The following is a 17,620-nucleotide window of genomic DNA, read 5'->3' as shown; positions in this document are numbered from 1 at the left end:
TTGTGTAAAAATAGCATTAGCCAAATGAATAAAATAGAATGAAATTAACTTTTTAAGCGTTTATCTTGTTGCGATATTCCCCAGGTGTGGACCCAAACAAACTTTTAAAACAACGTATAAAATGACTTTGATCCGCAAAACCTGATTGATAGCCTATTTCGGTTAGCGAAAGAGTCGGTTCACGCAGCAGCAGCACCGCATTTTCCACTTTCAATTTGCGGATATAATCACCCATCGTTACACCAAAATACCGGGAAAATTCACGGGACAGATAAACGGGATGTAGATCGACAGTATGGGAGATAGTCGTCAGATTCAGCTCACTGCTAAAATTCGCCCGCAAATAATCACGCAACGTATAAACCCATTGCGGAATTTTACGTTCGCTCACTATCCGATCGCGATGCAACAAAGAAAACACATGTAACAACAAACTGTCCATTGCAAGTCCCGAACTATTATCCTGATCAAAAGATTCCCAAAAGAGTTTATGGAAGAGCAGCCTTACCTCCGGCAGATGAATATCCATATTGCCTTCCAGCAGATGCAGCGCCGCCATCTCGTTCCAGTGCCAGTGTGGACTTAGTTCAATATGAAAACCCCGGGTACAGCCATCTGGTTTTCTATTGTAGTGAGGGTCTTGCCAATTATGAAAAAGCAGGTCCCCAGCAGTACAATGATGAATCCCTTTTTTGCTCCCCTCAAGCAAATTCCCTTCCAAAATAAACGTGAAATAAGGGTTTTCATGGTAATGCCAGTCCACTTTTTCCAGTGTATAAATAGCATCTGAAACAAGTAGTTCATTGGAATTAAATTTCCTATTTATAGCACCGTAGTAGGTACCTGCACTGAGCTGCTCCACGTCTTACTTTATTCCGCGTAATATCCCGCTACGCCAATGCCAATCGTCCAAAAGAACTTTGACTTTTTAAGGTCCTCCAGCAGCATATCCGCATTGTCTTCGTATTCGCCATCGGCTTTGATTTCCTCAATCTCCTCCTGAACATCCTCTTCAGTAATCTGTCTCCAGACACCAACAGAGCTATTTAAAAATGTATAGCAATATCCCGCTTCGGCATCATCAACCTCACCCGCATTTTTATCACGCAGGATGCTTACAAGTTCGGTCGCTTCGACCTGAAACGGATTAACACCATAGATACTGATTTCAGTTTTTTCTGGATAGGGTCCATTGATGCTTTCTATAAATTCCAATGTTCCCTGATCATTAAAATCAAGTCTCAATTCGAGTTCATCATAATAATATTGGTCGTCCAGCGCATCTGAAGGAGCACCAAGTACATTTTGAACTTCAGCACGGCCCGCACCGAGATTAACCTGACCAATACCTTCAATTTGAATCCCAACAAGTGGGACTAGTTCGATCTTTTTCATCCGTATTCAGTAAATTATAAAAAGGATACCTGCATAAATAACACTTGAAGATCCGTTATCGTTTTATCCAATGATGAACATAGCTACAGCTTTATGCTGACATAAATTTACACTAATTCCCATTAAATAATTATTAACATTTTTAACTTTTCTTACGATCCTTAGCGCACATGATAATTCGCATACTCAGCCAATTATGACTAACTTTAGGAATGCATCAAAAATCGACGATTATGCAACAGACGCTAGCGACATTAGACAGTTATATCCAAAATCTAAGACCTGAACTGTATACCGATCTACAATCCCCGTTATCGGCAGAAGAGTTTAGGGCCCTTGAACAGAAATATGATATTGAAATACCTCATGATCTTAAAGCACTCTATCGCTGGAAAAATGGGCAGCGCAATACAAGTTATGAAGCCTTTGTTAACAATTCGACTTTCATCCCACTAGAAGAGGCGCTGGATACAGCGCAGGAATTGACAAATATGATTGGTATGGACTTTGAAATCGAAAACTGGTGGAATGAACGTTGGATCCCTATATTCCACAACGGCGGTGGAAGTTATATCTGCTATGATCTAGGTGGCATCTTTACCGGACAGGCAGGTCAATTGATTGAATACTGGAATAAAGACAATGACCGGAATGTTATTGCACCTAACCTCGAAGGTTTTTTAGGGCTACTTAACGACTATTATGCCCATACGCCTAAAGAAAAATTCGATGATTTTTTTAGCCTAGATACCACAGGCGAATATCCCAAACGGTTTAAGGTGGACTAACAGAAACTCATCACCCTCATTTTTTTCTCTCGATGAATTTTTAAATTTATTATACCTTTTCCCGCTGTTTCTCTTTGGAACCACAGGATAAAAACAGCGTCAACATACAATAAAGAGTAACAAAAATTAAATAAATCCTTAGCTTCATCATACTATTGGTCTTTACACTAAACCGAAGAAAACAATAAATGCTGATTTCAAATGACAGCATCAACAAGATGCCAACCATAATGGAGATGCAAAATTTCATCCAGTTCCACACATTAATAAGTTAAAATCAAAAGATATACTGTTTTTATAGAAGGTAAAATAGGAATTTAAACGAATAGATAATAACTTTGGACAGATAACACACCGTCCGTTATACGAATCAGGCCTTCATGAAATCGAAAAAAGTAAATACTTGCGACCACTCCTGCCTTATGTGCCGTTATGTCCTACAAGACTGGCTTGGACAAATCGACCTGCACCGAACAAATATCAGATTGAAAAAAGGCGAGCAGTTTATTACCGAAGGGCAATCGGTTCGGGGTATTTATTTTGTCCAGTCTGGACTTGTCAAAGTTCACCGCAATCTTGGAGATAAGGAAACCATTGTTCGTTTTGCAAAAAAGGGAGATATCGTAGGCCATCGCGGTATCAGTACTGAACAAACCGTCTATCCCATTTCGGCAACTACCTTGGATGTCACGCAGCTCTGCTTCGTGGAACTGCCATTTTTTCTGTCCACGCTACGCATAAATCCCGAATTGAGCTATCGGCTGATGTTATTTTTTGCCGACGAACTACATCTTTCTGAGCAAAAAATGACCAACCTGACACAGCTTCCTGTTAAAAACCGGCTTGCTTGGAGCTTATTGTTACTCTACCGTATTTTTGGCGAGGAAAACATGGACGGATATATCGGTCTCACCTTGAGTAAAAAAGATCTTTCATCCTATGTAGGTACTACTTACGAGACCGTCTACCGCATGCTAGGTGAACTTATCGATCTAGAGGCGATAGCGATGGATAAAAAAAATATCTTTATTAAAAACTTCCAGCTTTTGCATGATCTTTCGGAAGAAAATATGGGGAGTGAAACAGTCTAAGACGGCTAACGACTCCCCAATCCATATACTTCCCTAAAAATACATCACACTAAAATTTATAGCCTAAACCGACCCCCAAACGCCACTTGCCATCAGCAGTACCCGTTTTCGCCGCGTAAAATGCGGGCAGCTGAATAGCAATATGCCGGAATACGGCCGTCAGACCAAAGCCTAGAGACGGGGTGACCCAGGAATTCTTTGGCTTCCCTGTTTCAACCTTATCTTCTTTAAGTTTTAAACTCGGCAATAAACCCAACAACAGGCAACTTTTCGGGCTGAATATATATTTCACCGCTGGTCCAGTACAATTGATATAAGCACCATGATCAGCATATCCTGCCACGGCAATTCCCTCAAACAAACTCCCTTTGACTGTTTTTTCCTGACTGTAAGACTCCATGCTAATAGCTAGCAATAGAAATAACATGAATAATTGTTTTATCTGATGCATAAAAATCTAGTTTTGTGAAGTCGACACTCTTTCTTTTTGATGATAGGTATAATAGATAGCCATCCCTGTAAACAGCAATCCGCCGACAATATTTCCAGCTGTTACAATCAGCTGATTGCACAGCCACCAGTCGGAGATAGTCACTTTTGCACCGAACATCATCCCGGCAGGAATCACAAACATATTGACCACTGCGTGCTCATAGCCTAATGCAAAGAATATAAAGATCGGAATACCTGCAGCCAGTATTTTGCCAAGAGTAGACTTAGAAGTCATGGACATCACCACCCCCATACAGACCATCCAATTACACAAAATAGCTTTAACAAAGGCCGAAAACAAGCCTGCTGCACCATGGGCGCTGTATCCAAGCGTTTTCTTTTCGCTGATCAGGATCAGGCTCTGTTCGATGTTTCCGAGCTGGCTCGAATGTCCAGTTTCTGTACTAGCTGCCCAAAATAAAATCGCAAACAGGACACTCCCAAGCAAGTTGCCTAGAAAAACCCAGAATAAATTATTGGCCATAGCCTTAAAATTGATTTTACCTTCAAACCAGGCTAAAGGCACGAGAGAGAAGCTGCCTGTCACCAATTCCAAACCGAGGATGACGATAATAACAAACCCTACAGGAAAAACGAATGCACCGACTAATCCCAATCCAGTCTGCGAAGTGGCCAAAAGTGCGAGTGTAACAGAAATTGCCAATAAGGCACCTGACAATGCTCCCCGTATCAGTAGATCTTTGACCGGAAGCGAAGATTTGTAGATAGCGGTGTTCATCATGGCACCAGCTACCTCTTTAGGGCTAATATAATCCATTGTATTTTTGTTTTAAAAGGTTTTAGATTCAATTATTTTTATTTCTCCTAAGCAGTCATCCCAATAAAAACACTTCCGTTTTCCACCTTCACAGGATAAGTCTTAATGGCACATTCATCACCCGAAAGACATTCACCTGTATCCAACGCAAAGGTTTTCTTATGGAACGGACAGGCGACTTTAGGCGTTTCACCCAAAGAGCCCAGCATGCCGCGGCTTAAAATCATCTGCCGTTTGTGCGGACATTCATTTTGTGTGGCATACCACTCATTGCGGCGGGCGAAATAAAACAGCGCCACCTGTTCGTTATTCAATTTAAGACAGACTCCACCATTTTCAATAGCATCTTCTATCCGACAAGCCTTCAGCCATTTCATGTCAATTTGCGTATTCATATGATTTCAATTAAAAGGTTTAGCGATTTTATATTTAATATATTTAATAAGTACTGACGTTCCAATCAGCAGCTTTTTTCTGTCCGCGAAAACTGTCAAAGCGAACAGTTTCATCCTTCTCTTCGGGTGCATTTACAAAGTGAACAAAGCGTTTGCGAATTTCCGGATTCTCTACAGCTACCTTCCATTCACAGCGATAACTATCGACAAGCAGCTGCATATCCTGCTCCCAGGCCTCCCCCATACCCAGGCCATCCTCTACCACGACATTCCTTAAATAATCTATTCCACCTTCCATTTTATTAAGCCAGGTAGCAGTCCGGGTCAGCGGATCGGCAGTGCGAATATAAAACATCAGGAAACGGTCAATGTAACGGATACAGGTTTCACTATCGATATCCGATGCAAGCAGCAAAGCATGCTGCGGCTTACTTCCGCCATTACCGCACACATAGAGGTTCCAGCCTTTTTCCGTCGCAATAATTCCAAAATCCTTACTCTGCGCCTCGGCACATTCGCGGATACAACCACTAACAGCCGACTTTATCTTATGTGGAGCACGAAGACCACGGTAACGTTCCTCTATCCGTATCGCAAAAGAAACACTATCGTGCAGCCCAAACCGACACCAGGTACTGCCCACACAGCTTTTGACAGTCCGTAGTGCCTTGCCATAAGCATGTCCGCTTTCAAAGCCGGCAGCAATAAGTTCTTCCCAGATAAACGGCAGATCATTGAGATGTGCACCAAATAGGTCAATGCGCTGTCCGCCCGTAATTTTTGTGTATAGGCTGTACTTCTTAGCGACTTCCCCGATAACAATCAGTTTATCTGGGGTAATTTCACCTCCCGGAATGCGCGGAACAACTGAATAGGTCCCGCCCTTCTGTATATTGGCCAAATAACGGTCATTACTATCCTGAGCCACATCATTACCCTTGCCAAGAATCATTTCGTTCCAAAGGCTCGCTAGCAAGGAAGACACCAACGGTTTACAGACTTCGCAGCCATGTCCGCGGCCTAGCGCATCCAATACATGATCGTAACTTTTCAGCTCATGGATCTTGATCAGGTCATATAGTTCCTGGCGGCTCAGATCGAAATGTTCACAGATGGTACTCCGGATATATTTCCCTTGCTGTTTCATCGTATAGTTGACCAGGTCCTTGACCATCGGCACGCAGCCGCCACATCCCGATCCAGCCTTGGTACATTTCTTTACCGCATCTGCATTTTCACAATGACCAGTTATCACAGCATCACAGATCTGTGCTTTAGTGACACCTTCGCAACTGCAAATCAATGCCGCATCAGGAAGAGCCTCCAGACCAGCAGAAGCCGACTTACTTTCGCTCTGCTGGCCAAAAAGAAGGAGTTCAGGGTGTTCCGCCAACGGCAGGCTATTATTAACCATCTGAAGCAACATGTTGTAACTTGCCGCTTCCCCGACAAGTATCCCACCCAGCAGACGCGTTCCATCTTTACTTACGTTCAATCGTTTATAAATACCTTTATTACGATCCTCCAATAAGATCGTGCGTGCATAAGGCTCGCTGATAAAAGCGTCTCCAAAACTAGCCACATCAACTCCCATCAGTTTCAGTTTGGTGCTCATGTCAAATCCCTTAAAGGATTTCTCTTCCCCCACAATATGAGATGCCGCAATTTCAGCCATTTCATAGCCCGGTGCTACCAGACCATAGATCATATCATTCACTAAGGCACACTCACCGATAGCATAAACTACAGGATCAGAAGTCTGCATCTGCGCATTAACCAATATTCCGCCCCTTTCACCAACATCCAGTCCAATTTTCTTGGCCAGCTCATCACGGGGACGTATACCTGCTGAAATCACCAATAAATCCGTCTCTATCGACGAACCATCCTGAAAAGCAATCCCCGTCAGGCGATCATCCCCCAGCAATTGGCTTGTCGACTTTTGCAATAAACAGGTCAAGCCCAGTTCTGACAACTTGTTTTGCAACAACATACTGGCGCTATCATCAATTTGACGCGGCATCAGGCGTTGGGCAAATTCGATCACGGCAGTCTCTTCCAGACCAAGATCCACCATTGCTTTCGCAGCTTCGAGTCCCAAAAGTCCACCGCCCATTACTGTACCACGCTTCGCTTTTGCCGCATAAGCTTTGATCAGATCCAGATCTTCGATGGTACGATATAGAAATACCCCTTCCTTTTCAATGCCCGGAATTGGTGGAACAAAAGGAGCAGAACCAGTCGCAAAAACCAGATAGTCATAATTGACTGTGATACCTTTTTGAGATTCCACTTCTTTTTTTAATAGATTTACAGCAACAATTGGATCATCTAAATGAATTTTTACATTATTTTCCAAATACCACTCATTTTTTAACAAGAAAAGCTCGTCAATAGACGAAATTTTGAAGTAATCTGTCAAATGAACACGATCATAAGCTCGTATCGGCTCTTCTGAAAACACAATTATTTCCAGATCGTTTATTTTCTGCTTTAATTTTTCACAAAACTTATTACCGACCATACCATTACCAACAATAACAACCTTTTTTCTTTCCATAACTGCTATTTTTTATGATAAAAATTCAATTTAATATTTTAACAACACTAATTTATGCAATAAAAAATTAAAAAATCAAAATAAATATGATTTTAGTAATATTTTTTTAATAAAAAACTATAAATAATTGTAGTTTTTATGATTTATATCAGATTTTTTAATAGATTTACATATAATTCAACAACAAAAACAACAATAACATGGAAAAATTAAGCACAACATCGTTATTTATTGTAGGATCTGGCCCTGGAGACCCCGAATTACTCACCCTGAAAGCTTATAAAGCAATAGAAAATGCACAAGTGATCTTATATGACAACTTAATTAATAAAGAAATCCTTCAAATAGCAGATAAAAACTGTTTAAAACACTATGTCGGCAAGCATCCTTACGGAAAATACGTGCCCCAGGAAGAAATCAATAGGCTCATCCTTCACTATTGCGAAAGATACGAAAGAGTGGTACGGCTTAAAGGTGGCGATCCCTATCTTTTTGGGCGCGGCTTTGAAGAATGGCTTACCGTACAAAACAGATCAATTAACATGACCTACATTCCGGGCATCAGCAGCATGCAAGGCGCCGGCCTCAATGATATTCCGCTGACACATCGTGGTGTAAGTGAAGGCGTATGGGCATTAACAGGTATGAAAAAGGACGGATCCCTATCTGCCGATCTGGCCCTGGCAGTTCAGAGCAGATCTACTGTAGTCATTTATATGGGAATGCGTAAGCTCGATGAAATAGCACGCACCTATGTTTTGCACAGCAAAGGAGAAACAGCCGCAGCAATTATACAACATGCAAGCTTGCCGCAACAAAGACAGGTGCGTTGCAAAGTCAAAGATCTCGTCAGAATAAGCAAGGAGCATCAGATAGGGCATCCAGCTATCATTATCATCGGCGACGTAGTGGATCTGCAGCAAACATTGACAGTTGCTGCCGAACAGCGGCGCATTATTTAGGATCAATTATAGCATTACTTGAAATATAAGTAAAGCCTATTATTATCCACTTTATTGCCAGACTAAAACAGACAAAGGTCATCAATACCTGCGAAGACTTTAATATTATTATTTGGAAGCTTTATATCATCTACCAAATCTCGTCAGATTTGTCACTGTCAATTGGCTAGACAATCTGCAGGTCCATATTTCTAAAGAGATTCAATTCGGAATCATTTGAGTCCAGGTCGGTGATCAATGCCGTGAGCGAATCTATTGGACACACCCTAAACAGTTCACCTTGATAAAGCTTATTCTGGCTGGCTAAGGCTATTGTTTTCTTTGCACATTGAACCATCATCTTTTTGGTTTCGCCATCTGCAGCTGACGCTGCGGAAACGCCGAGCTCAGGATCTACAGCACAAGTTCCCATGATAAAGATATCGGCATTATACTTAGCAACCTCCATACAGGTTGTGATGCCTGAAGTTACAGCCAGATCGGGTTCAAAATTACCACCCAAAAAAATAAGTTCTACATTTTTGAACTTCTCGAGCAGCGGCACGATGGAAAAATTATTTGTAACCATCCGAATCCGGATATCCAATGGCATCGCATTCACTACGGCCCATGTCGTGGTGCCGCCATCCACAAAAATGGTCATACCATCCTTCAGAAACGGCTGTACTTTTAATGCAATAATGTCTTTTTCTTTGGTCAGAAACGATTGCCTATCCTGGAAAGTCAGCGGATCTTTTTCACGCAGTATAGCACCACCCCTGGTCTTGGAAAGCAAGCCGTTCCGATAGAGAAGGTCTATATCACGGCGGATAGTATCTTCCGATACCGCCAACAACACCGCCAGCTCTTCAAACTTCACCTTCCTCCGGACCGCTAATTCGCGGAGGATTATCTCAAAACGTTCTTCTTTTAACATGCTATTACTTTCTGATTTTATAGATAAGAGCTACCACTAGAAAAAGCAAAGCTATTGTTTCGAAAGCAATGATCAAAGAAAAATGCTGCGCAATGGCCCCCAAAAGCGCGGGGCCCGCTAGCTGACCGGCATAGCCCATTGTTGAAATAACCGGAATGGCTACCGTCGGCGAAAGTCCTTCAATCCGTCCACCCTCGCTAAAAAATACAGGAACAATATTGGCGGCTCCCAGTCCCAAAAGGACAAATCCAATGAGCGTTAGCGATAACCAAGGACTACACACTACGATCAAAATGCCCAATGAAGCCAATAAGCTACCACCTATCACCACAACTTTACTATTCAGTTTACTTACTAATCGGTCACCCTGCAATCTCATGACCGCCATCGCAACGGAGAAGGCCGCATATCCAATTCCCGTAAACTCAGGAGATACTCCTTTGTGATCCCGCAAGAAAATCGCACTCCAGTCCAACATCGCTCCCTCAGACAAAAATGCAATGAAACACATCAGCCCAAGTATCAGCACACTCCACCTAAGCCATTGAAATCCTTTTTTTGAAACCTGAGTTTCATCAATGTGGGAAAACTGGACAATGATTTCTTTTTCCTTTTGATAGCTCAGCAACTTTCGATATTGTACGATCAGTAGCAGTATTAAAAGAATGGCTATAGTAATGGCTGCATAAATAGGAACTAACCCCATCTTTATCAGAAAACCCAAGCCGATCGATCCAAATAGCCCGCCTACACTGAACAGTCCATGTAAAGATGACATTATCGGTTTACCCATTGCATTTTGAACCTGCACACCATGTGCGTTCATGGCCACATCTATACCACCTATACTGCAGCCAAATATAAAAAGAACACAGGCCATCAAATAGCTATTGGTTACCATCAACAGTACAGGGAGCACTACGGCAGCTATCAAACCTGAAATCAAAATCACTTGTCTGCTCCCAACTTTCCCGATGAAAAATCCGGAAAGCGGCATCGTTAATAGTGCACCACCACCCAAACATAACAGTAAAAGCCCCAGTTCTCCGTCATTCAGACCAAGACGGTCCTTGGCGAAAGGTACCATCGGTGCCCAGCTTGATAACGCGAGGCCACATACCAAAAACATAACCTGTGTCGCTACCTTAGCCTTTAATATCGATTCTTTCAACATACCTGATAAATTTTATATTGCAATATTATGCAAATTTGCATAATATTGCAATATAATTAAACAAAAAGATTTGCCATGCGAATAGAACACCTCGCCCTATGGGTCGATGATCTTGAGAAAACACGTGCTTTTTACGCCAAATACTTTGGTACTGTAAGCGGAGAAAAGTACCATAACCCGAAGAAAGGGTTTTCATCCTATTTTCTTAAATTCCGCGAATCCGGCGCACGTTTGGAGATTATGAATCGTATTGATATTACTACTGCCGCGGCTGATAGGAGCCTCAACAAAGGCTATACCCATCTGGCCATTAGCGTCGGTGGAAAGGATGCTGTCGATGATTTGACCGAGCAATTACGGTTGGATGGTTATATCGTCGAAAGCGAGCCCCGTACTACGGGGGATGGTTATTATGAAAGCGTCGTGCTTGATCCGGAGGGAAATTCGATAGAAATTGTAGCTTAAACAGTTCAAAAAATAAAGCATCCCGAACACGATCGGGATGCTTTACCTTATTCTGCATGAAAAGTAAGCCTAAAAGGCTCTTATAAGGGCTTCCATTAGGATTTTCTTATGACAGGATCGATCCAGTAATAGTCATGGTTGGTATGAGCGAAAAACTCCATCGGCGTAACATGGCAATCAATGGTATCACTGAGCCCGTCGTCGGTATAAGTGACCACATCTTCGGATGGCATCACCATCCCGCTCATAATGGATCCATAGTCCAAGCAGTGAAGATCAGATATAAGCACATTGATTGTGTGGGCCAGCGTCCATTTTTCCATTTCTTCCTTGCTAACACGTTTCACACGCTCTGCCAAAAACCGGGCTTCCTCCAGCTCTTTTTCGACACTGTCCGGAAAAAAAAGCAACAGGAAGGCTTCATACTTATCAAATTCTTTATTTCGGATTGCTTCATTTCGCAGAAACAGCTTCTCGCCCATCTGTCCGTACTGATCGGCATATTTTTTCAGCTCCATTTCTGCAAGTTCCCTATCCGACCATTGCTGCAATTCAGAAAGCGCATATACATCGGTACCATGGCCATCACACTGATTGAGATACGACCAGATATCGCCCTGTACAACTTTGGGCTTCCTGTGCTCCAGCACATTGTAACCTTGCGCTACCCATGCTTCTATTTGTTCCCTTCTCATCTTAAGCTGTTTTTTAAAATAAACAACAGCGCAGCTGCAATAGTTTTCTTTTTCTATTTCAGATTTCGGGCTTTCAGCTCCGCATCCAGTGCTTTCTCATTTTTCCCAAAATATTTAAAGAACAAAATGGCCAATATTAATGGGAAAATTGTAGGCCAGGTTAAACCGGCTACGAATACACTGTAGGCAGCGATCCCCAAACAAAAGCCAATAATCGATGCATTGATTATTTTCGTGGGTTTAGCTTTCTTTTTGAGAACCAACAACTCTTCATTGCTCAGTTCATTTAATTTCTTTTCTTCCATCTGGTCTGTACTTTTATAGGTTAGTTATTTTATATGTTTGATGCGAATATAATTATTTAAACGGACAGGAAGAAAATGAAAAATAATAGCCGTTAGATTTAATATTTAGGTGTTAAAAATCAGGATCGAAGAGTGACCAAATTAGTCTTTGTTACAGCGTTTATTCAGTGCTTGCTCAGTGTAAACTGAATAAGCACTGTCTAAAGATTGGTTGAATATTGTGATTAAGTATAATTTGGTATAAAGAACAAACCTGCTCTTTCCTCGGCCATCCATCGGGTCGATCGTTTAGGTTTGGTGTCTCAAAAAATCAGTTTGTTTCCATCAGTTTTCATCCGATCAACTTTTGCATGTACTTTTCAAAGCCCATGCAACCAATATAGGCTGAAAAAATAAACGGGCAAGCCGCTTTCCATCCGTATCCAATCCAAAGCCGTCGCGATGGTCTTTATATTGGGCAATATTTCCAGGAAACACAGCTGCAAAAAACGCTGCTGCGATTTTTCCGACTTTCGATCGCTGTTTATCAGGCGCGAAAATCAGTGCAGCACCCAAAGCAATTTCCGCAATACCGGAATATACAACCGTATCATCTTTAGCGATCGGAACCCAGTCGGGCACCTGAGCCTGAAATTCCTTGCGGGCGAAGGACAGATGTCCAATACCGGCTACCACCAAAAAGGCTCCTAATCCAATTCGTGCAATCTTCTGCATAGGTGATTTATCCATAATCTTTTACTTAGAGGACATCATTCCACTCGAAATAGTTTGTCCAACGCTGCGGATTATTTCACCTAAAAAATATATATTTGATTAAATAAAATTAACCATATCATGCACTATTATCCCTTAAATATACACAAATACATTATTTTCCTCCTTTTTACGGCCCTTGTGATTCATGCAAAAGCGCAAGAAACAATTGTCACTTATATGAAGAAAAATCGTGGTATTACTGCTATAAAAGATTCAGCCGCTTACACGAACATTATTCGGTTAACAGCAAATGAATTGGGACTTTACGAAGTAAACGATTACTATCCAAATGGCAATTTAAAAAGACATGGATGGACCAAAGTAGCTGATCCACGAAGATTATATCTGGAAGGCATTATTGAAAGTTATCACAACAATGGCAACCTAGCGGTATCAGCCGGATATAAAGACAATAAACTGAGCGATACGTTAAAAAGATACTACGAAAATGGTCTTTTAAAAGAAATTAGATTTTTCTCCGGTTCTGAAGCCAGTCCCAACGAATTTCTTTTTCAGGACCAGCATAGCCGACTAATCTATTATGCTGATTCAACAGGCCGCCAACAGATTGTCAATGGAAACGGCAAGTTTGAATTTAAGGACAGCATAAATAGTGAAAAAGGCCAATATATCGATGGTTTACGTCAAGGACATTGGGAGGGTACTCTAAAAAAGGGTAAAAATAAGTTTGAGGAATGGTACGAAAAAGGCATATTAAGCAAAGGAACCAGCACAGATAGTATGGGCAATGTGCATCCCTATACGCAGCGGGATGTCCAACCGGAATATCCTGGCGGGATAAAAAACCTCATGATCTTTATTGCCCACAATTATAAATATCCCAAAGAAGCTTTAAATGCAAAAGTATCAGGACAACTTCTCATCAGTTTTGTCATTGAAAAAAATGGTCTGGCAAATGAATTTGAAGTGATTAATGACCTCGGCTATGGAACAGCAGCAAGTGGTATAGCAGTACTGAAGAAAGCCGAAAAATGGACTCCGGGTTATCAATACGGTATGCCTGTACGTGTGCAGTTTACCATTCCAATCCGTTTACATACAGGTCCCGCTCCAAATTAGCCTTGATCATAATAGTCTGGACTGCATCTGCTTCAATACGGCCTTCATTTTCTCCTGATAGAGCTTATTTGACTTCGATAATTTCACAGCTCTCTGTTGTTCTTCTTCTGCCTGCGCATAAAAGCCAACCCGATACAACAATAAAGCCATCGTATAACGGAATGCGGGCACATCAGGTTTGAGCTCTATTGTTTTCTTTTGCCAACGGATCGCATCAAATATAACTTCCGGGTTATTCTTTTCAAAAGCCAGGATCTGTTGCGCACCGTAATTTAAATTAGTTGCCTGGTCATCCTGATAATATTTACGCCCTTTCCCCACTAGGGATTTGAATTCTGCGTTTTGCGCACTGTCCAATAAAAGACGGTTTCGTGTAAACTGGATCTGCCGATCCTGCGCAAAATCTATTCGGGACAATGAATCAGGATCAACCCGATAAAATGATTGATCGTAATAGTTCCGCGCCATCTGGATGTAAGATAGGCTATCTTTCATAAGCCGCTTATACTCCAAGGGATGAAAAGCTTGCGCATTAGATGCACGCAAATAATTAGGCGTCCATGTCGTATAGGCAAAATAACCAACTTCTTGGGCCAAAGAAAAGTTTTTCTTGTCGAGCGATTCCCGAAATGTCCGCTGTATAATCCTGTTGTTTATCTTTTTACGAACTGGCAATGGCAAAGAGGAATAGAGGCTATCCACCATTTTGTTATTGGTACGCGCCAGTAAATAAGATTTACTATTATATACAGGGCCACAGCTCAATAAAAATATAACTGTCTCAAAATTATTCAATTGCTCTATCGTCAGCTGCGCTATATAGTCACTCAATAGCTGCTGGTCTGTATATTGATCAAATGTCTGATTGTAGCGAAGTATTTTGCTCAACAAGGACTGTTGACGCATCCCCTTTCGATATTCTGCTATAAGCTTACCGAGAGTTTCAGCTTTTGCAAGCGTATTTGCCGAGTCTATGAGTCTTTCCAGCTCATCTCCCCCATCAACCGCCTTGTCTATTCGTAAAATAGGAATCCCATCTTTATCAGTAACAAGGTACATCGGTTTGTTCAAATAGAAAGCCCGTTGCAACGGATGGTCAAATTCATCCCGATCCACCTGAACAATTCCCGACACAAACTGCGTACTGAGGATATCTTTTGCTTTTTTTGAAACAGAGCCTCTAAAAGGAATAAACTGATCGTCCCGTTGATGAACCACCAAGAACATCGGCTTATTTTCCTTTGCTGCGCGCTCCAGCAGCTGTAAATAATCTTCTTTTTGCGGAAATGTCTGCTGCTGTGCTATTGCAGGGTAAACAAACACCCAACACAAAAATATGAATACAGCAGATTGGAACTTGAAATGATTCATTATCTATGAAAATTAACTAGCAATAACTTATGATATAATTTATAGAATTGGATAAAAGTTTCAATTCTTCTATTCAAGAGACATCGAATTGGGAGGCCAAGCGAACAATTAAATAGCAAAAATGAATGTATAAAGCTAATAAAATACAGGCAAAAAACCACAACGAATTTAACTCTATATATAAAAAATTAATAAAAAAAAGAAAGCTCTGCAATAGCAGTTCCCGTAAGCCACTAGACAAATACCGATAAAAAAAGCTTTGATAGCTAAACAGCGGCCGATCTACGAAGAGCAGGCCGCTTTTTCAGATAGACAAAGGGTACTTTACCACATCATGGCCGTTCCCTATGGAACAGATCGATGTCGGCAACAGAACAGTAGCGGGTACTCAAACGTTTTCGAAGAAATATAAGAACAGCTGCCTTCCTCAAATCCAAAACCTAAGCATATTTCCCTATATTTATACCGTGCTCCCAGAGCTCCTGTTATGTCAATTTCTTTATACATCATCAAACAAGGTGGAAAATTTGCAGATAGCTTTACCTTACGATATTGAATCTCTTTTTCAGCAATACTACCGACAGCTTTGTCTCTTTGCAAACAATATCCTACACGACGAAGCTTTGGCTGAAGATGTTGTTCAGAGCTTTTTCGCAGGGCTCTGCGAGGGACGCAGTACCCTACCCGATGATGAAAATACACGCCGAGGTTATCTCTTCATTGCCATCCGAAACAATTGCCTCAAACACTTCCGCAGTGAAAAAATAAAAAGTAAATACTTCGATCAGCTTGACAAAGATATGATCGAAGAGCAGACAGTCATGGATGCCATGATACAGGCCGAAGTCATAGACCAGCTCATGGAAGCCATTCATCAACTTCCTCAGGGCTGCAGACAGGTATTGCATATGGCCATCTTCGACAAACTCTCAAACGAAGAAATTGCGGGCAACCTGACCATCTCCATCAACACCGTCAAAAGTCAGAAAAAACGAGCGATACAGCTTCTCAGATCACGTTTAGATGCACGAGCACTCCTCCTCTTGTTATTTTTACTCACTGAATAACAATTATTTATAATTTTTATTTTTTTTCCTTCCATCCTTTTGCGCCCCCCGTGGCTCTTCTCTTTATACAGCCAATTGAACAACATGATGGATCACCAATTTATACTCGTAGATTTCTTAGTCAAGCACTTTAGCCGGACATTGAGTCAAGCAGATATGCAGGCTCTCCAAAAAATCTTTGAAGATGATCCGACCCTACGCGAACAATGGGAACGATATACCAGTCAGGGGCTCAGATCTAGCGATGCAGAGTTCTGGGATAGACTGGACCTGGATCAGGCTAGAGCGAAGATACTACACTATGCGTCGGCCAAACCAGCAAAACGACCATTACATACCCGCGGCATGCGCCAACTAAAGATCTATGCAAGTCTTGCAGCCAGCCTACTCATCTTTTTAGGTGTCGCATGGTTTCTAAACTCTGCTCCTCAGGACAAACAAATTGTCGCCGATCAAGTCTATCGGTATAACAACGATGTATTACCCGGCGGGCAGAAAGCCACGCTTACCCTCTCCAATGGTAAAACTGTCGCTCTTTCTGACAAGCAGACGACTATAGAGGAAACGCATGGCGAACAACTTCAGATCGTAGATGGCCAGTTGCATTACAAACCAAACAGCGGACAGGCCGAACTTGCAAGCCTAAAGAACACATTGAAAGTACCCGAATCGGGCTTCTACCGGATGGTCCTACCCGATGGCACCAAAGTCTGGATCAATTCAGCTTCCGAGCTGAGCTATCCTTTGGCCTTTGGTAAATCGACCCGCAATGTGGAACTACGGGGCGAAGCCTACTTTGAAGTGGCCCACGAAAAAAATCGGCCCTTCATCGTCAGCACGACACACGGTGATATTAAAGTACTGGGGACCGCCTTTAATCTGACGGCCTACAGCAATGTGGCCTCCAATGTCACATTAATCAATGGAAGTATCCAGCTGACCAATAAAAATAATACGACCAAACAAATCGTACCTGGACAGAAAGTCGAATTCGACGGCAGCGCCATGCGCGTCTCTCAGGCAAATATTGAAAAAGAAACCGCCTGGCAACATGGCTATTTCTATTTCGAACACGACCAGATTCAGGACATTATGGAACAGCTGGCACGCTGGTATGATATCCAGGTTATCTACAAAGGACCGATCAGTAAGAAAAAGTTTGGCGGGAGCATGAGCCGAAGTGTAAGCCTCGCCGAAGCCTTAGAACTCATTAAACGCGGGGCCGGCCTTGAATTTGAAATTGACAGAAAAACCGTTACCGTAAAGAACAAAAACTAAAAAGATAAACCAATTTTTAAAAACCAAAGGAGGACCAAAGATGATTTAAATA

19 protein-coding genes are annotated in these 17,620 nt (G+C 41.9%); 7 read left to right on the top strand and 12 right to left on the bottom strand.

Features of this window, described 5'->3' with window-relative positions:
• Positions 1-52 precede the first annotated feature (52 nt).
• Positions 53-862, bottom strand: a complete 810-nt coding sequence (locus tag K2F45_RS07220) for a helix-turn-helix transcriptional regulator (RefSeq protein ID WP_248933252.1) — start codon at positions 860-862, stop codon at positions 53-55.
• 8 nt (positions 863-870) lie between these two features.
• On the bottom strand, positions 871-1,395 hold the full coding sequence (locus tag K2F45_RS07215) for a hypothetical protein (RefSeq protein ID WP_070567484.1): 525 nt from the start codon (positions 1,393-1,395) through the stop codon (positions 871-873).
• 233 nt (positions 1,396-1,628) lie between these two features.
• Here K2F45_RS07215 and K2F45_RS07210 point away from each other — a divergent pair, with 233 nt between their 5' ends.
• Together K2F45_RS07210 and K2F45_RS07205 are read left to right on the top strand one after the other, a co-directional pair.
• Positions 1,629-2,183 (top strand): SMI1/KNR4 family protein, encoded by a 555-nt coding sequence (locus K2F45_RS07210; protein ID WP_153845107.1) that lies wholly within the window; start codon positions 1,629-1,631, stop codon positions 2,181-2,183.
• A gap of 380 nt (positions 2,184-2,563) precedes the next feature.
• The gene (locus K2F45_RS07205; RefSeq protein ID WP_075991572.1) at positions 2,564-3,274 is read left to right on the top strand and encodes a Crp/Fnr family transcriptional regulator; all 711 of its coding nucleotides are present in this window, start codon (positions 2,564-2,566) and stop codon (positions 3,272-3,274) included.
• A gap of 49 nt (positions 3,275-3,323) precedes the next feature.
• Here the strand turns inward: K2F45_RS07205 and K2F45_RS07200 are convergent, their stop codons facing one another.
• From K2F45_RS07200 to nirB, 4 genes are read right to left on the bottom strand one after another with little or no spacing between them, the layout of a single operon-like run.
• Positions 3,324-3,725 (bottom strand): hypothetical protein, encoded by a 402-nt coding sequence (locus K2F45_RS07200; protein ID WP_075991571.1) that lies wholly within the window; start codon positions 3,723-3,725, stop codon positions 3,324-3,326.
• A gap of 6 nt (positions 3,726-3,731) precedes the next feature.
• Complete coding sequence (locus K2F45_RS07195) at positions 3,732-4,544, bottom strand: formate/nitrite transporter family protein (protein WP_248933251.1); 813 nt, start codon at positions 4,542-4,544, stop codon at positions 3,732-3,734.
• A 47-nt stretch (positions 4,545-4,591) separates the two neighbouring features.
• On the bottom strand, positions 4,592-4,939 hold the full coding sequence (gene nirD / locus K2F45_RS07190; protein WP_070567492.1) for a nitrite reductase small subunit NirD: 348 nt from the start codon (positions 4,937-4,939) through the stop codon (positions 4,592-4,594).
• A gap of 43 nt (positions 4,940-4,982) precedes the next feature.
• Positions 4,983-7,499, bottom strand: coding sequence for a nitrite reductase large subunit NirB (nirB, locus tag K2F45_RS07185; RefSeq protein WP_075991569.1), 2,517 nt, complete (start codon positions 7,497-7,499; stop codon positions 4,983-4,985).
• Positions 7,500-7,699: 200 nt separating this feature from the next.
• Between nirB and cobA the strand changes: the two genes are divergently transcribed.
• The gene (gene cobA, locus K2F45_RS07180) at positions 7,700-8,461 is read left to right on the top strand and encodes a uroporphyrinogen-III C-methyltransferase (RefSeq protein ID WP_070567494.1); all 762 of its coding nucleotides are present in this window, start codon (positions 7,700-7,702) and stop codon (positions 8,459-8,461) included.
• Between the two features lie 166 nt (positions 8,462-8,627).
• Here cobA and K2F45_RS07175 read toward each other — a convergent pair whose 3' ends face one another.
• A complete protein-coding gene (locus K2F45_RS07175) occupies positions 8,628-9,377 on the bottom strand; it encodes a DeoR/GlpR family DNA-binding transcription regulator (RefSeq protein WP_248933250.1) in 750 nt (249 codons plus the stop codon).
• Positions 9,378-9,381: 4 nt separating this feature from the next.
• Positions 9,382-10,551, bottom strand: a complete 1,170-nt coding sequence (locus K2F45_RS07170) for an MFS transporter (protein ID WP_075991566.1) — start codon at positions 10,549-10,551, stop codon at positions 9,382-9,384.
• 75 nt (positions 10,552-10,626) lie between these two features.
• On the opposite strand from K2F45_RS07170, the gene K2F45_RS07165 reads away from it, so the two are divergent.
• Positions 10,627-11,016: a VOC family protein gene (locus K2F45_RS07165; RefSeq protein ID WP_075991565.1), complete on the top strand. Its 390-nt coding sequence runs from the start codon at positions 10,627-10,629 to the stop codon at positions 11,014-11,016.
• A gap of 95 nt (positions 11,017-11,111) precedes the next feature.
• Here the strand turns inward: K2F45_RS07165 and K2F45_RS07160 are convergent, their stop codons facing one another.
• The 3 genes from K2F45_RS07160 to K2F45_RS07150 all read right to left on the bottom strand — a co-directional run bounded on the left by K2F45_RS07160 (position 11,112) and on the right by K2F45_RS07150 (position 12,745).
• Entirely contained in the window at positions 11,112-11,711 is a 600-nt protein-coding gene (locus K2F45_RS07160) for a hypothetical protein (protein WP_075991564.1), read from the bottom strand.
• A gap of 53 nt (positions 11,712-11,764) precedes the next feature.
• Positions 11,765-12,016 carry a hypothetical protein gene (locus K2F45_RS07155; RefSeq protein ID WP_075991563.1) on the bottom strand — a complete coding sequence of 84 codons (252 nt, stop codon included), beginning with the start codon at positions 12,014-12,016 and terminating at the stop codon, positions 11,765-11,767.
• Positions 12,017-12,355: 339 nt separating this feature from the next.
• Positions 12,356-12,745: a DoxX family protein gene (locus K2F45_RS07150; RefSeq protein WP_075991562.1), complete on the bottom strand. Its 390-nt coding sequence runs from the start codon at positions 12,743-12,745 to the stop codon at positions 12,356-12,358.
• A gap of 204 nt (positions 12,746-12,949) precedes the next feature.
• Here K2F45_RS07150 and K2F45_RS07145 point away from each other — a divergent pair, with 204 nt between their 5' ends.
• Complete coding sequence (locus tag K2F45_RS07145) at positions 12,950-13,852, top strand: energy transducer TonB (protein WP_248933249.1); 903 nt, start codon at positions 12,950-12,952, stop codon at positions 13,850-13,852.
• Between the two features lie 6 nt (positions 13,853-13,858).
• On the opposite strand, the gene K2F45_RS07140 is transcribed toward K2F45_RS07145, so the two are convergent.
• Positions 13,859-15,223 carry a tetratricopeptide repeat protein gene (locus K2F45_RS07140; protein WP_075991560.1) on the bottom strand — a complete coding sequence of 455 codons (1,365 nt, stop codon included), beginning with the start codon at positions 15,221-15,223 and terminating at the stop codon, positions 13,859-13,861.
• 347 nt (positions 15,224-15,570) lie between these two features.
• Between K2F45_RS07140 and K2F45_RS07135 the strand changes: the two genes are divergently transcribed.
• The gene (locus K2F45_RS07135) at positions 15,571-16,290 is read left to right on the top strand and encodes an RNA polymerase sigma factor (RefSeq protein ID WP_248933248.1); all 720 of its coding nucleotides are present in this window, start codon (positions 15,571-15,573) and stop codon (positions 16,288-16,290) included.
• An 84-nt stretch (positions 16,291-16,374) separates the two neighbouring features.
• Complete coding sequence (locus K2F45_RS07130; protein WP_075991558.1) at positions 16,375-17,568, top strand: FecR family protein; 1,194 nt, start codon at positions 16,375-16,377, stop codon at positions 17,566-17,568.
• Positions 17,569-17,620: the final 52 nt, after the last annotated feature.

The sequence above is a fragment of the Sphingobacterium siyangense genome, assembly GCF_023277505.1.
Lineage (GTDB): Bacteria > Bacteroidota > Bacteroidia > Sphingobacteriales > Sphingobacteriaceae > Sphingobacterium > Sphingobacterium siyangense.
Note: the sequence above shows the minus strand (reverse complement) of the source record. Positions and strands in the feature narration are given on the sequence as shown.

Bases quoted from the DNA above. Each gene is read 5' to 3' on its own strand.
- nirB (WP_075991569.1), bottom strand. From the start codon at position 7,499: ATGGAAAGAAAAAAGGTTGTTATTGTTGGTAATGGTATGGTCGGTAAT.
- nirD (WP_070567492.1), bottom strand. From the start codon at position 4,939: ATGAATACGCAAATTGACATGAAATGGCTGAAGGCTTGTCGGATAGAA.
- K2F45_RS07195 (WP_248933251.1), bottom strand. From the start codon at position 4,544: ATGGATTATATTAGCCCTAAAGAGGTAGCTGGTGCCATGATGAACACC.
- K2F45_RS07150 (WP_075991562.1), bottom strand. From the start codon at position 12,745: ATGGATAAATCACCTATGCAGAAGATTGCACGAATTGGATTAGGAGCC.
- cobA (WP_070567494.1), top strand. From the start codon at position 7,700: ATGGAAAAATTAAGCACAACATCGTTATTTATTGTAGGATCTGGCCCT.
- K2F45_RS07205 (WP_075991572.1), top strand. From the start codon at position 2,564: ATGAAATCGAAAAAAGTAAATACTTGCGACCACTCCTGCCTTATGTGC.
- K2F45_RS07215 (WP_070567484.1), bottom strand. From the start codon at position 1,395: ATGAAAAAGATCGAACTAGTCCCACTTGTTGGGATTCAAATTGAAGGT.
- K2F45_RS07165 (WP_075991565.1), top strand. From the start codon at position 10,627: ATGCGAATAGAACACCTCGCCCTATGGGTCGATGATCTTGAGAAAACA.
- K2F45_RS07135 (WP_248933248.1), top strand. From the start codon at position 15,571: ATGGAACAGATCGATGTCGGCAACAGAACAGTAGCGGGTACTCAAACG.
- K2F45_RS07175 (WP_248933250.1), bottom strand. From the start codon at position 9,377: ATGTTAAAAGAAGAACGTTTTGAGATAATCCTCCGCGAATTAGCGGTC.
- K2F45_RS07200 (WP_075991571.1), bottom strand. From the start codon at position 3,725: ATGCATCAGATAAAACAATTATTCATGTTATTTCTATTGCTAGCTATT.
- K2F45_RS07210 (WP_153845107.1), top strand. From the start codon at position 1,629: ATGCAACAGACGCTAGCGACATTAGACAGTTATATCCAAAATCTAAGA.
- K2F45_RS07155 (WP_075991563.1), bottom strand. From the start codon at position 12,016: ATGGAAGAAAAGAAATTAAATGAACTGAGCAATGAAGAGTTGTTGGTT.
- K2F45_RS07140 (WP_075991560.1), bottom strand. From the start codon at position 15,223: ATGAATCATTTCAAGTTCCAATCTGCTGTATTCATATTTTTGTGTTGG.
- K2F45_RS07170 (WP_075991566.1), bottom strand. From the start codon at position 10,551: ATGTTGAAAGAATCGATATTAAAGGCTAAGGTAGCGACACAGGTTATG.
- K2F45_RS07130 (WP_075991558.1), top strand. From the start codon at position 16,375: ATGATGGATCACCAATTTATACTCGTAGATTTCTTAGTCAAGCACTTT.
- K2F45_RS07160 (WP_075991564.1), bottom strand. From the start codon at position 11,711: ATGAGAAGGGAACAAATAGAAGCATGGGTAGCGCAAGGTTACAATGTG.
- K2F45_RS07145 (WP_248933249.1), top strand. From the start codon at position 12,950: ATGAAGAAAAATCGTGGTATTACTGCTATAAAAGATTCAGCCGCTTAC.